Source organism: Sodalis praecaptivus (assembly GCF_000517425.1).
Lineage (GTDB): Bacteria > Pseudomonadota > Gammaproteobacteria > Enterobacterales > Enterobacteriaceae > Sodalis_A > Sodalis_A praecaptivus.
The window spans coordinates 4,275,401-4,289,051 of the sequence record NZ_CP006569.1 but is presented as its reverse complement, the minus strand read 5'-3'; the positions used below and the strand labels follow the sequence as shown (position 1 = coordinate 4,289,051).

Below are 13,651 nucleotides of genomic sequence, written 5' to 3'. Positions count from 1 at the left end.
CACACTTTCCAGGAGTTCCAATGCAACAGCTGATAGCACTGATCGAACGACATAAAGCGGGCGAGCCGGTGGGCGTTTTCTCGGTGTGTTCCGCCCATCCCTGGGTGATCCGCGCCGCAATGGCGCAGGCGGTGCGCCGTGGCAAGCCGGTACTGATTGAAGCCACCTCTAACCAGGTTAATCAATTCGGCGGCTACACCGGCATGACGCCAGCGCAGTTTCGCGACGCGGTCTGGCGCCAGGCGGATGAGTGCGGGCTGCCGCGGCAGCGGGTCTGGTTGGGGGGCGATCACCTTGGCCCTAACGCCTGGCAGGATCGGCCGGCGTCGGCAGCAATGGCCTTGGCCGAGACATTGATAGACGATTATGTCGCGGCGGGTTTTCGTAAGATCCACCTGGATTGCTCGATGCGCTGTCAGGATGATCCGGCGCAGCTGGACGATGAGCAGGTTTCGCAGCGCGCCGCCAGGCTTTGTGCGGTGGCCGAGCGGCGTTGGCGGCGGGACGGCGGCGAACCGCCGGTGTACATTATCGGTACGGAAGTCCCGGTGCCCGGCGGCGCGCATGAAGCGCTGGACGGGCTGGCGGTCACCTCGCCGCAGGCGGTGGCGCAAACCTTAAACACCCACCATCAGGCGTGGCGTGCGGCCGGCCTGGAGGCGGTGTGGCCGCGGGTTATCGGGCTGGTGGTGCAGCCGGGGGTGGAATTCGATCATCAGAGCGTGGAGCGCTATCGGCCCGAGCGCGCCGCCGCCCTCAGCCGTTTCATTGAGCAATGGCCACACCTGGTCTATGAAGCGCACTCCACCGACTATCAGTCGCCGCAAGCGTATCGCCAGTTAGTGCGCGATCACTTCGCTATCCTCAAGGTCGGGCCGGCGCTGACCTATGCGCTGCGTGAGGCGCTGTTCGCGCTGGACCGCATTGAGCGGGAGTGGCGCGGTGAACATCGCGCCGCCCATCTTTGCGCCACTCTGGAACAGGTGATGGGCGATCATCCCGGTTACTGGCAGCGCTATTACCCCGGTACGCCCCAACAGCAACGGTTGCACCGGCGCTACAGCCTAAGCGATCGCGTGCGCTACTACTGGCCGCGGCCCGAGGTGGCGCAGGCGGTGGAGGCGCTGCTGGACAACCTCCGTGCCCATCCGGCGCCGATGACCTTGCTGAGTCAATACCTGCCGGCCCAGGCGCGGGCGCTGGCCGCGGGGCAGATTTCCGCCGATCCCCTTGACTGGATCATGCATAAAATCGGCGAAGTGCTTACCGATTATGCGGATGCCTGTCAGTTTTCATCAAGGAGCCCTATCCATGACTGAATTTTTTGGCTATTCCAACGCCTGGCTGAACGAGCATCAGGCGCAGCATACCGCCCGGGAAATCTGGCAGCAGCCGGCGGTATGGCGCGCGCTGCATCGGCAGTTGACGGCGGATCGTCCGTACTGGCAATCGTTCCTAGCGCCGCTGTTGGCGGATCCGCGCCTACAGATCGTGCTGACCGGCGCCGGCAGTTCGGCGTTTGCCGGCCGCGCCCTGGCGCCCTGGCTACGCCAGCAGACCGGGCGCGATGTAAAGGCCTACGGCACGACCGATATCGTCGCCAATCCGTATCATTATCTTGACCCGTCGCGGCCACTGCTGTTGGTGTCATTTGCCCGTTCCGGCAACAGCCCCGAAAGCGTCGCCGCGGTGGCGCTGGCGGATCAGTGCGTGCCGGCCTGCCACCATCTATTGCTGGTGTGCAACCCCGACAGCCAACTGTGCGACTGGGCCGCCGGCAAGGCCCATGTCTGTACCCAGGTGATGCCTGAAGGGACGCACGATAAAAGCTTTGCGATGACCTCCAGTTTCAGCAGTATGTTGCTCGCCGGGCTACTGCTGCTCGGCCCGCAGGACATCGCGCAGACGGCGGCGCCTCTGGCGCGGATGGCCGACGAGTGTGAACAGCTGTTGGTGCGCCGGCAGCCGCAGGTCAAAGCGTTGGCGGCCGGCGGTTACCGCCGCTATATCGTCGTCGGCGGCAGTTGCTTCACCGGTCTGGCGGAGGAGGCGGCGTTGAAGATGTTGGAGTTGACCGCCGGCAATGTCGCCACCCGGTTCGATTCCTCGCTGGGGTTGCGGCACGGGCCAAAATTCATGGTTGACGGCCACACATTGCTACTCGTCCTGTTTTCCGCCGATCCCTATGCCCGGCAATATGACCGTGACCTGTGGCAGGAGCTGCGGCGCGACGGTCTGGCCGGCGTGCTGTGCGCGTTTGGCGGCGCTGGCGAAGCGGTGGAAGGGGTGGATGTTATCTACCGGGAAGACAACGACGCCTGGCTCATGTTCCCTTATTTGCTGTTAACCCAGATGTTGGCGTTTGAAACTTCTCTGGCTCTGGGCATCACCCCCGATAATCCCAGCCCCGGCGGCAGCGTCAATCGGGTGGTGCAAGGCGTTTCCATCTATCCCTACGCAGGCGCCCCCGCGGCGGCCGGCGATCGTTCTGATAAGCGGGGGTCGGCATGTATTTAATTTCCAATCGCGAGATGTTGCACCACGCCCAGCGTTCGGGTTTCGCCGTCCCGGCCTTCAATGTCCATAATCTCGAAACGGTGCAGGTGGTGGCGGAAACGGCGGCCGAGCTACAGTCGCCGGTCATCATGGCCGGCACGCCGGGGACTTTCAGCTATGCCGGCACCGATTATCTGGTGGAGATCTGCCAGGCCGCGGCGCGGCGCTATAATCTGCCGCTGGCGCTGCATTTGGATCATCACGAGACCCTGGACGATATTAGCGCCAAGGTGCGTCAGGGCGTACGTTCGGTGATGATTGACGGTTCTCACCTGCCGTTTAAGCAAAACATCCAACTGGTGCGCGACGCGGTGAGGCTCTGCCATCGCTATGGCGCCAGCGTCGAAGCGGAACTGGGCCGCCTCGGCGGCGCGGAGGATAACGTGGTCGTGGCCGAGGGGGATAGTTTCTTTACCGATCCGGCCGCGGCGGCGGAATTTGTCGACCAAACCGGTATTGATTCGCTGGCGGTGGCGATCGGATCGGCCCATGGTCTTTATCAGGGAGAGCCGAAGCTGGATTTTGCGCGTCTTAGCGAAATCCGCCAGCAGGTTAGCCTGCCGCTGGTGCTGCATGGCGCCTCGGGTATTCCTGAAGAGATGGTGCAGCGCAGCATCGCGCTGGGTATTTGCAAAGTCAATGTGGCCACTGATTTAAAAATCGCCTTTGCCGATGCGGTAAAAGCGTACTTTCTGACGCATCCCGACGCCAACGATCCGCGTAAATATATCGCGCCGGGCAAGGTGGCGATGCAGGCGGTGGTGCGTGAAAAAATGCGTATCTGCGGCAGTATCGGCAAATTGTAGAGCGCCGCGTCGATAACGGCGCCGGAAACGCCCAAGAGGAAGGAATCGGCGTCCGGCGCCCTTACCCCCGCAAAAATGCACTAAGCTTTCTCAGACGTTTCGCGTTGTTTTCAACGTGCTGCGCCCGCAGGCGAGGATCGTTGCGCCGGTCTGGCGCCCGCGGCACGGCAATGACGCGACCATTATCGGGAGCCGGCGCCGCGCGTCGGCAGGACGTCTCCCGGTCAGAAAACCCTGAGAGGCTTATCTATGCTGTATCGCCGCTTCGAGCGCATGATCGACATTTTCCAACCCGCGCCATCCTCGCCACCGCCCAACCGGCTGGTGCCGTTTTATCTCTACTATTTGCGCCAGGTCTGGCCGAGTTTTGCCGCACTGCTGGTGGTGGGACTGGTCGGCGCCCTGATTGAGGTGGCGCTGTTCGACTACCTGAGTCGCATTATCGATATGGTTAACACAACCCCCGCGGCAAGTTTCTTTCGCGCCCACGCGCCGGTGCTGCTGTGGATGGCGGTGGTCGCATTGCTGTTGCGCCCGGTGTTTATCGGTCTGCACGACCTGCTGATTCATCAAACGATCAATCCCGGTATGACCAGTATGATCACCTGGCAAAACCATAACACCATCCTTAAACAGAGCCTGCCTTTTTTTCAAAGTGATTTCTCGGGGCGCATCGCACAGCGCATTATCCAGACCGGCAATGCTCTGCGCGATTCGGCGGTGCAGGCGGTGGATGCGCTGTGGCACGTGGTCATTTATGCCGTCACCGCGCTGGTGCTGCTGTCGCAGGCCGACTGGCGGCTGATGATCCCGCTTATTGTCTGGATCCTGTGCTACACCCTATGTCTGGCCTATTTTGTCCCCCGGGTGAAACGTCGCTCGGTACAATCTTCCGATGCTCGTTCGCGCCTGATGGGGTGTATCGTCGATGGTTACACCAATATCACCACGCTGAAGCTGTTCGCCCATACGGATTTGGAACAGCAGTACGCCCGCGATGCCATCAGCGATCAGACGGATAAAAGCCAGCGCGCCGGCCGGATGGTCAGCAGTATGGACGTCACCGTCACCACGCTAAACGGGCTTTTAATCGTCTGCGCCACCGGCTTGGCGCTGTGGCTGTGGACGCAATCGCTGATAAGCGTCGGCGCCATTGCGCTCGCTACCGGGCTGATGATACGAATCGTCACGATGTCCGGCTGGATTATGTGGGTGGTGAACGGTATTTTTGAAAACATCGGCATGGTGCAGGACGGCCTACAGACCATCACCCAGCCGGTTGCCGTCAGCGATCGGCCGCAGGCTGCGCCGATGCAGGTGCGCCGCGGCGCTATTCATTTTGACCATATTTATTTCAACTACGGCAAGGGAACGCCGGTGATAAGCGATTTGCAACTGGATATCGCCGCGGGAGAAAAAATCGGTTTAGTCGGACCGTCCGGGGCGGGCAAATCAACGCTGGTGAATTTACTCTTGCGGCTGTACAACCTCGACGATGGCCGCATTCTGATCGATGATCAGGACATCGCCGAAGTAAGCCAGGAAAGCCTGCGCGCGCAGATCGGTATGATCACCCAGGATACCTCCCTGTTGCATCGCTCCATCCGCGATAATCTGCTGTACGGCAAACCGGGCGCCAGCGATGCCGAACTGCTGTCGGCGCTGCGCCGCGCCCGGGCCGATGAATTCATCCCTCGCCTGATGGATAATCAGGGCCGCACCGGCCTGGATGCCCACGTAGGCGAGCGTGGGGTGAAACTGTCCGGCGGCCAGCGTCAGCGTATCGCCATTGCGCGCGTGCTGTTGAAGGACGCACCCATCTTGATTATGGACGAGGCCACCTCGGCGTTGGATTCGGAGGTCGAAGTCGCTATCCAAGAGAATCTGGAAACTCTAATGCAGGGCAAAACGGTGATCGCCATTGCGCACCGGCTCTCCACGATTGCCAAGATGGACCGGCTGGTGGTGATGGATAACGGCAAGAGGGTGGAAACCGGCAATCATGATGCGCTGCTGCGGCTTAATGGGCTGTATGCGCGGTTGTGGCGTCATCAGACGGGGGGACTGGTCGGCGTGAAATAGCGCCGCCCGACGCCAGCGGGTACTTTAGGCAACAACGCCGCGGCAGGAGGCCATCCGCGCCGGCGGATATCGTATAAGGATGACGTATTATGAAACGACGTGAATTGCTAATGGCGGGTTCCGCGCTGTTGCTCAACGGTCTAGCGGCCAGAAACGCCGGCGGGGTAACCGCCAAGGGGCATCCGGCGCCTGTAGCCGAAGGGATTGCGGCCGCCGCAACCGGTGGGCATCCGGCGCCCGTCGCCAAGCGCGGTTCAGTCTCCGCCGGCGGCAGTGGTCAAGTGAAGACGCTGCAAATCAAAAATATTACCATCGGCGCGGGCCGGCCCAAGATAGTCGTGCCGATCGTCGCCGGCAACGCCGACGAAGCGCTCGCGAGGGCGGATGCGCTGGCCCGACGCCGGGATATCGCGGTGGTCGAGCTGCGTATTGATGCGTTGCCGCCGGTACGGGATCCCTCGACTATCGCGGCGCTGAGCCGGCAAATTTACGCGCGCTTGCCGCAGCACATTGTACTGCTGACCTTTCGTACCCAAGCTGAAGGGGGCCTGCGCGCGCTAACGGATCCTGCCTACGGCGACCTCTATGTGACCCTGCTGCGCGAGGGCCAGATGGATTTGCTGGATGTGGAAATGATGCGTGAGCGGGAAATTGTCACCCGGCTTGTCAGCCAGGCGCACCGCGCGGGCGTCGGGGTGGTGATGTCAAATCATGATTTTCACGCCACGCCGCCGCAGGCGGAGATCGTCCGCCGACTGCGCCAGCAGCAGGCTTTGGGCGCGGACATTCTAAAGATTGCCGTCATGCCGCGGGACGGGGGCGATGCGCTGCGCCTGATGAACGCGACCTGGGAAATGTTTTCCCGCTACGCCGAGCGGCCGCTGCTTACGATGGCCATGGGGAGCCGCGGTGTCGTCACCCGGTTGGCGGGGGAATTAACGGGGTCCGCGCTCACTTTCGGTAAGGTGGGCGGCGCCTCTGCGCCGGGGCAAATTGACGCAGCGGCGCTGCATAGCACGCTAAACACCATCCACCAAGCCGTCGTGCAGGGGAGCTGAGCGTCTACAGGCTGAGCGGCCTGCGCAACCAACGCCGCTGAATACCAAAGCGCGCTTCTGCCGCGTGCGCTTCCTTGCGCCAGCGCGGCGCTTCTGCCGCGTGCGCTTCCTTGCACCAGCGCGGCGCTTCTGCCGCGTACGCTTTCTTGCGTCAGCGCGGCGCTTCGCTAAATGTGGTGACATTAGCGCTGGGGTTAACACCGATACAACGTCCAATTAAAGACATTAATGCTCGCTAATGTTTACGGTGAAAAATTAAGCCGTAACCCAATGAATTAGTTCCCGATAAAAACGGGGTAAATAACTTTCATTGGAAGTGTTTTATCTATTCCTGTAATTATTGATGATGTGTAAAACAAATAATCTCAATGTTTTCCTTGCATCACACAACGATAGTGATTAAATAATGACAAACAACATTAGTTTTAAGTGCTATATTTGCTTACGTGTTTGCCCGGCGAGAGCGGCGTAAATCCGTAATCATAATCACCTTTTGTTTTATCACGCCTGAGGTAACCTATTATGACTGACCATACCGCCGCCAAGCCGTCCCGCCGCACTCTATTAAAAGCCACGACAGCGTGTTCGTTATTGGCCATGACCGGGATAGCGGGTTTTATGACACCCTCATTGTCCTTCGCCGCCGCGATGACCAGAGCGCAACGCGACGCTATGACGCCGGATGATATTATTCAGAGCTTTAAACAGGGCAACGCCCGCTTTCGCGCGGGCAAAATGCTGCGTCACGATTATCTGGCGCAGAAACAGGCCAGCCAGGCGGGGCAATATCCCGGCGCGGTCATTTTAAGCTGTATTGATTCACGGGCGCCGGCGGAAATTCTGCTGGATGCCGGCATTGGCGAGACATTTAATTGCCGTGTGGCGGGGAATATTCCCAGCGCGGATATTCTTGGCAGTATGGAATTCGCCTGCGCCCTTGCCGGCGCTAAAGTGGTCCTGGTCATGGGACATAGTTCCTGCGGCGCGGTGCGCGGCGCTATCGATAACGCCGAATTAGGTAACCTGACCGGGCTGCTTAATATGATCAAACCCGCTATCGCCAGAACAGAATATGAGGGCGAACGCTCCGGTAAAAACTATGGTTTTGTGGATGCTGTAGCCAAAACCAATGTCATCATGACCCTGGAAGATATTCGTAAAAAAAGCCCGGTGCTGAAAGCGCTTGAAGATGAGGGCAAAATCAAACTCGTCGGCAGCATGTATCATCTGGTCGGCGGCAAGGTCGAGTTCTTCTCTTAAGGTCTAAACGGCGGTCGGCGGAGTCCCCTTCTCCAGCGGGGGGCATTCCCTCCAGCACAAAATACTTGGATCGGGGGGGAACAAACGCGGCATAATCGGCAAATCGGCTAACCGCGGAGAACGACCATGTCATTGATGCCGCTGGCGCGAATCGCCGATGTGTCCGCCGACCAGTGGGATGCTTTGTTGCCGGAGGACCAACCCTTCTTGCGTCATGGCTTTTTGCTGGCGCTGGAAGAGAGCGGCAGCCTGGGTGCCCGGCGCGGCTGGCAGAGCGATCATTTACTGTGGCTGGAGCAGGGCAGTGTTCTGGCCGCCATTCCCGGCTATCGCAAAACGCACTCCCGCGGCGAGTATGTTTTCGATCAGGGCTGGGCCGAAGCCTGCCATCGTGCCGGTATCGCCTACTATCCCAAATGGCTGGGCGCGGTGCCCTTTAGTCCGGTCACCGGACCGCGTGTGATCGGGGCGCCCACCGCCGCCGCCCGTCTGCTGGCCGAATTGCCAGATCACCTGGCCAGGCACGGCTTGTCGAGTGCCCATATCAACTTTACCGACTCTTACGCCGATCGCCTGCTGGAGAAACAGCCGCAGTGGCTGATGCGGCTCGGTTGCCAGTACCACTGGCACAATCGGGGTTACCGGGATTTTCAGGATTTCCTCGATACGCTCACTTCGCGCAAGCGTAAGCAACTGCGCAAAGAGCGCGCGCGCGTGGCGGAGCAGGGGTTCAGTTTTGACTGGCTCGACGGCTGTCAGGTTAGCGAAGCGCAGTGGGATTTTATTTATGGCTGTTATGCCAATACCTATGCCGTGCGCGGCCAACGGCCCTATTTGACCCGCGATTTTTTTAGCCGGCTGGCGGCGGCGCTGCCGCAGTGCATTCGGGTGGTGCTGGCTCAGCGTCACGGGGAGCCTGTGGCGATGGCGTTTTATCTGACCGGCGGCGCCAGCTTATTCGGCCGCTATTGGGGCTGCCTGGCGGAATTTGACGGCCTGCATTTTGAAACCTGCTTCTATCAGGGAATAGAGTACGCCATCGCCGCCGGCTTAACGCGTTTTGACGCCGGCGCACAGGGGGAGCATAAGCTCATTCGCGGTTTTGAGCCGGCACTGACCCGCTCCTGGCACTATTTACGCCATCCGGGCCTGCGCGAGGCGGTCGCCGCGTTTTTGGTACAGGAGAGTGATGCGGTACGCGGCTGGCTTGAGGAGGCGCGCGGCGCCTTGCCGTTTCGCCAGGGCTGATGCGTCTTCGACTCGGCCTGGAGAATCATGATTGCCGACCCCGGGCCGATGCCGTCGAGGCGATTGACCTCGCCTTAAAGGGCATGATTGCCGACCCCGGCCGATGCCGTCAGGCGATTGACCTCGCCTTAAAGGGCATGATTGCCGCCCCGGGCCGATGCCGTTTGACTACTCCTTGTTAGTGATGATCTCGGTCACTTGGCTGATGTCGCCAAGGCGAATTTCGCCGGTGCGATGCATTTTGCTTTTATCGATCAGCAATAGCGATTGCGCGGCGCGTTTAAGCAACAGGGATTTAAACCCCGCATTGTACAAATTGGAGTCCCACATCACCCCCGCCTGGTCGATCCCTTCGCAGGAGAAAATAAACAGATCAACCTCCAGATTTTTTAGCTGCGACAGAATGGCCGAATTAACATAACAAGCATATTTGCGCTGTAGCACACCGCCTGAGCAGATAAGCCGGATATGCTGGCGTTTAATCAGCGCCTGACACACGCGCACGCTATTGGTAAAAACCGTGATATCCATATCGGGCAACTGCTTGGTCAGATACCAGCAGGTCGAGCTGGCGTCTAGCGCGATACACATGCCGGGATCGATCCAGCGCAACGCCAGCCGGGCAACCTCGGCCTTGCTGTTGAGCTGGATCTTCAGCCGGGTAAGAAAAGGATCGCCATTATCCTCGCTATCGCCTATCACGCAGCGGGCGCGCCCATGTTGACGCAACACCTTGCCCTGGCTCTGCATGGCATTCAAATCGCGACGGATTGTCTCCCGACTAACGTTAAGCATGGTGGCCAGCTGTTCTGTGGTGAGGCTGCCGTGCTGGTGCAGCAATTGCACCAGATCCTGTTGACGCATTGTTTTCACCGCATACATCCTTCGCGCCGGCCGTAGTGGCCGGATAATCACCGGGGAATCAAGGCGTGATGCCTTTTTTCAGCAAAATATTGCCATAGCGGGCGGTCTCACCCGTCACTACCACGGCGTAAGCTGTCCCGGCGCGTTGATAAAAGGCTTCACGACTAATCCGCTCTACGGCCACGCCGTCCCCCGCGCCGAACAGCGCCTGGCGATAGCGCAGCTCCACCTTGATATCCAGCGTGTCGCCACCGACCGGTGCCATCATCACCACCGGCGGGGCGTAGCTATCCAAGGCAAACAGCGGCGCCACCGCCGCCAGTAATTCGGCGATGCGCAGGCCATCGGCCCGTATCACGCGCGGGTTTAGACGATGGGCTGGAAAATGGGCGTCGGCGAAGATAATGTCATCGCCGTGCCCCATCTCCCACAGCGTCTTGAGCAGTTCGGGTCCAATAAGCGGCGAAAGCGTTTTCAACATGTCATTCTCCTTCCGTCATTGCGTCAAGTTGTTCCACCATTTGTTGATAATCGCCGCACTGCTCGCCGGGATAGTAGCGGTAGTAGCGGTAGTTGACCTGCTGGCGCGCGGTTTCCGGCGAATCATAGAAGCCGGCGCCGCTCCAGGCGAACATGGCGGCGCCGAGTACGGTGGTCTCGGCATCTTTCAGCACGTTGATCGGCAGATTAAGGACATCGGCCTTGATTTGATTCCAGAGCGGATTGCGGCTGCCGCCGCCTACCAGCAGCAGGCCGGTGGCGCGAAAACCGCCGATATTCTGCAGCACGCCGAGATGATGGCGCAGACGCCAGGCGAGATTTTCCAGCGCGGCGCGGTAAAAATGACCGCGGCTGGAGTACAGGGACAGGCCGGTCCAGCTGGTCTGGCGTCGACAGTCCAGCAATTGACCCTGTAAACGCACGCCCTGGCAACCCGGCGGAATGGTCCGCCCCTCGGCAATCATGAGATCATAGGCGGCGGGTAGCGGATCGTCGGGCCAATAAAGCTGACGCACCCACTCCAGCGTGCCCGACGCCAGCCACTGCAAACCGGGGTTAAACAGGCCGCGGCAGCTGTCCAGTTCGCAGGTAGAACCCTCATAGCGCGGCAGCAGGCTGGTATCCACCTGCGGCGTTCGCACCATCAAAATCTCCCAGGTCCCGGAGCTCAGTACGGCCTGATCGAGCGCCGCACCGGAACCGAACAGGGCAAACTGCGTGTCGTGCCCGGTGGCGATGACCGGCAGCCCGACGGGTAAACCGAGCCGTGCCGCCATCGACGCGCGCAGCGTGCCAATGACTTCGCCCGCGGCCACCAGACGGGGGAAGAGATCGGGCGACAGACCGGTACGCTGTAAAATCGTGTCGCTGAACTTCTCTTGGCGCACGTCGAGCAGCTGGCTGGTGCCCGCCATGGTGCGGTCGGTGGTGAATTCGCCCGTCAGGCGATGATTAATCAGCGAGGAAAGAAACAGCCAGCAGTGCGCCCGCTCCATCAGCCGCGGATGATTCTGTTGTAGCCACAGCAGCTTATAGAGCGTATTGAAACTGAACTGACCAATGCCGGACAGCACCTGAAGTTCATGAGGGCTGATGAGGCGGCCAATTTGCGCCATGATCGGCGTGGTGCGCGGGCATTTCCAACTGATAACGGGATACAACAGTTCTCCCTGCTGGTCCACCGGTGCGCCGTCGACGCCAAAGGTCGTGACGGTGAGCGCGTGGATATGGTCTTGCCTGAGCTGCGGCATGATCTGCTGGCAGCAATAGGCGAAGCGTTGCAGCAGCGGTTCAAGCGGCCAGATATGCCACTGGGGATTTTCAGCCGCCGGCGCGGTGGCGTTAGGGGTTGTGGCCTGGGCGACAAGCCGGCCTTCGGCGTCTACCGCGATGGCGCGGATACTTGTAGCGCCGCAATCCAGCACGATGACAACATCACGATTCATAATCTCTCCTGTCTGCGGGAACGGCAAGGTCGCCGCGTTAGGCATTCAGTTCCGGTAAAGCGGGCCATAGTTAAGGCAGGCGCGGTAGTCCTGTCCTTCCAAATCCATACCGTGCGACGCCCACGCGGAAGGCCGGAAGATATGCTCCTCGGCAACATTATGCATGCACACGGGAATGCGCAGCATCGCCGCCAGCGTCATCAAATCGGCACCCACATGGCCGGCGGTCAGCACCCCATGATTGGCGCCCCAGTGGGACATTACGGTCCAGACATCCTTGAATGGCCCGCGGTCGGTCAGGCGCGGTACAAACCAGGTGGAAGGCCAAGTAGCGTTGGTGCGTTTATCCAGTTGCTTATGGATCGCCGGCGGCAGATCTACGCTCCAGCCTTCGGCGATTTGCAGCACCGGTCCCAGGCCGCGGATGAGATTGATGCGAGACAGAGTAAAGGGCACGCCGCCGAGCGTGAGGAAACGGGAGGAGAAGCCGCCGCCGCGGAAATATTCGTGGATCGCGGGGCACCATTCGGTCGCCGCCAGGCAGGTAGCCACCTCCTGCTGCGTGATTTCCCAATGCGGTTTGATGGTCGGCCTGCCTTGCTCATCCCGCTGGCGGCAGGCGCCATCAAGCGCGGCGGAACCGGAGTTGATGAGGTGAATCACCCCCGGCGCGGCGTCGCCTTCAAGCGCGTGGCCGGTGACTCTTTTCACCGCTTCCGGCGACCAGTAGCTGCGCACGTCGGTAAAAACCTGCGCACTGCCGGTCAACAGATGGCCAAACAGCATCGCCACGGCGTTGAGGCTGTCGTTTTCTGTGGCGACGATAAAGGGTTGGCGAACACCGTGCCAGTCAAAAGCGCTGTTGAGCAGTGCTTCGGCGATGTCGCCGTTGGCATATTGATCGGTCCAGTGACGCTGGCCCTGGAAACCGGCCGCAATGGCGTCATACCCCTGCGCTTCCTCCGCAAAACCCAGGCCGGACAAACGTGGATTGCCCTGCATCATATCGCGGATGCAAAGCGTCATTTGCAGGCTTTGGCGCAGCACGTCGCGATAGCCCTCCGGCGAGCGACGATGTTCGGCGGCGTTGGTATCTTCGCCGAAGCGGAAATTCACTTCCGCCCACGCCAGCGCCAGCGCCAGCTCGTCCCGATCGTAGATCTCATGTTCGATCCGGCGGCGCAGCTCGGTCATGTCCACCGTTTGCACTTTCATCCCGAGCCACGCCTCGAAAAAGTGGTGATCGACGATCGAGCCGGCAATACCCATCGAGACGCCGCCGAGCGACAGGTAGCTACGCCCTTTCATTGCCGCGACCGCGAGGCCGGCGCGGGCAAAGCGCAGCAGGCGGGTCTGCACGTCGACGGGGATATGATGGTCGCCGGCATCCTGCACGTCGCGTCCATAAATCGAAAATGCCGGCAGCCCTTTCTGATTGTGGGCGGCGAGCGCCGCGGCCAGATAGACCGCGCCCGGCCGCTCCGTCCCGTTGAAGCCCCAAATGGCCTTCGGCCGCAGCGGGGACATATCGATGGTTTCGCTGCCGTAGCACCAGCAGGGCGTGACGGTTAACGTGAGAGCGACGTGGCAGGTATCGAACTGCGCGTCGCAGGCCGCTGCTTCCGCCATGCCGGCGATACAGTGTTCGGCGATGACGCATTCCACTGGCGCACCGCAGGCATGGCGTAAGCGCGCGCTGATAAGCGCCGCGGTGGCGCGGGCCATCGCCATGGTTTGCGCTTCCAGGGCTTCGCGCACACCCATTCTGCGTCCGTCGATCACCGGCCGGATGCCAACCCTGGGCAGATTTTTCGTCTCAGACATAGTAAGT

General features: G+C 60.5%; 11 protein-coding genes. 7 read left to right on the top strand and 4 right to left on the bottom strand.

Annotated features, from left to right (window positions below; all coding sequences use genetic code 11):
- Positions 1–20 precede the first annotated feature (20 nt).
- The 7 genes from SANT_RS19135 (at position 21) to SANT_RS19105 (ending at position 9,010) form a co-directional block, all read left to right on the top strand.
- The gene (locus tag SANT_RS19135) at positions 21–1,319 is read left to right on the top strand and encodes a D-tagatose-bisphosphate aldolase, class II, non-catalytic subunit (RefSeq protein WP_025423848.1); all 1,299 of its coding nucleotides are present in this window, start codon (positions 21–23) and stop codon (positions 1,317–1,319) included.
- Complete coding sequence (locus tag SANT_RS19130) at positions 1,312–2,517, top strand: SIS domain-containing protein (protein WP_025423847.1); 1,206 nt, start codon at positions 1,312–1,314, stop codon at positions 2,515–2,517. Before SANT_RS19135 ends, SANT_RS19130 begins: the two co-directional genes overlap by 8 nt.
- Positions 2,508–3,362 (top strand): tagatose bisphosphate family class II aldolase, encoded by an 855-nt coding sequence (locus SANT_RS19125; protein ID WP_025423846.1) that lies wholly within the window; start codon positions 2,508–2,510, stop codon positions 3,360–3,362. The genes SANT_RS19130 and SANT_RS19125 overlap by 10 nt, the downstream gene beginning before the upstream one ends.
- A gap of 249 nt (positions 3,363–3,611) precedes the next feature.
- Positions 3,612–5,444, top strand: a complete 1,833-nt coding sequence (locus SANT_RS19120) for an ABC transporter ATP-binding protein (RefSeq protein WP_025423845.1) — start codon at positions 3,612–3,614, stop codon at positions 5,442–5,444.
- A gap of 89 nt (positions 5,445–5,533) precedes the next feature.
- Positions 5,534–6,502: a type I 3-dehydroquinate dehydratase gene (gene aroD, locus SANT_RS19115; protein ID WP_025423844.1), complete on the top strand. Its 969-nt coding sequence runs from the start codon at positions 5,534–5,536 to the stop codon at positions 6,500–6,502.
- Positions 6,503–7,024: 522 nt separating this feature from the next.
- Positions 7,025–7,762: a carbonic anhydrase gene (locus SANT_RS19110; RefSeq protein WP_025423843.1), complete on the top strand. Its 738-nt coding sequence runs from the start codon at positions 7,025–7,027 to the stop codon at positions 7,760–7,762.
- Positions 7,763–7,888: 126 nt separating this feature from the next.
- Positions 7,889–9,010: a GNAT family N-acetyltransferase gene (locus tag SANT_RS19105; protein WP_025423842.1), complete on the top strand. Its 1,122-nt coding sequence runs from the start codon at positions 7,889–7,891 to the stop codon at positions 9,008–9,010.
- Between the two features lie 168 nt (positions 9,011–9,178).
- Here SANT_RS19105 and fucR read toward each other — a convergent pair whose 3' ends face one another.
- Genes fucR through SANT_RS19080 form a run of 4 tightly spaced genes read right to left on the bottom strand, consistent with a single transcriptional unit; the run spans position 9,179 to position 13,644 of the window.
- Positions 9,179–9,883, bottom strand: coding sequence for an L-fucose operon activator (gene fucR, locus SANT_RS19095; protein ID WP_025423840.1), 705 nt, complete (start codon positions 9,881–9,883; stop codon positions 9,179–9,181).
- A 49-nt stretch (positions 9,884–9,932) separates the two neighbouring features.
- A complete protein-coding gene (fucU, locus tag SANT_RS19090) occupies positions 9,933–10,355 on the bottom strand; it encodes an L-fucose mutarotase (protein ID WP_025423839.1) in 423 nt (140 codons plus the stop codon).
- A gap of 1 nt (position 10,356) precedes the next feature.
- Positions 10,357–11,820, bottom strand: a complete 1,464-nt coding sequence (gene fucK, locus SANT_RS19085) for an L-fuculokinase (protein WP_025423838.1) — start codon at positions 11,818–11,820, stop codon at positions 10,357–10,359.
- A gap of 45 nt (positions 11,821–11,865) precedes the next feature.
- Positions 11,866–13,644, bottom strand: a complete 1,779-nt coding sequence (locus SANT_RS19080; protein ID WP_025423837.1) for an L-fucose isomerase — start codon at positions 13,642–13,644, stop codon at positions 11,866–11,868.
- Positions 13,645–13,651: the final 7 nt, after the last annotated feature.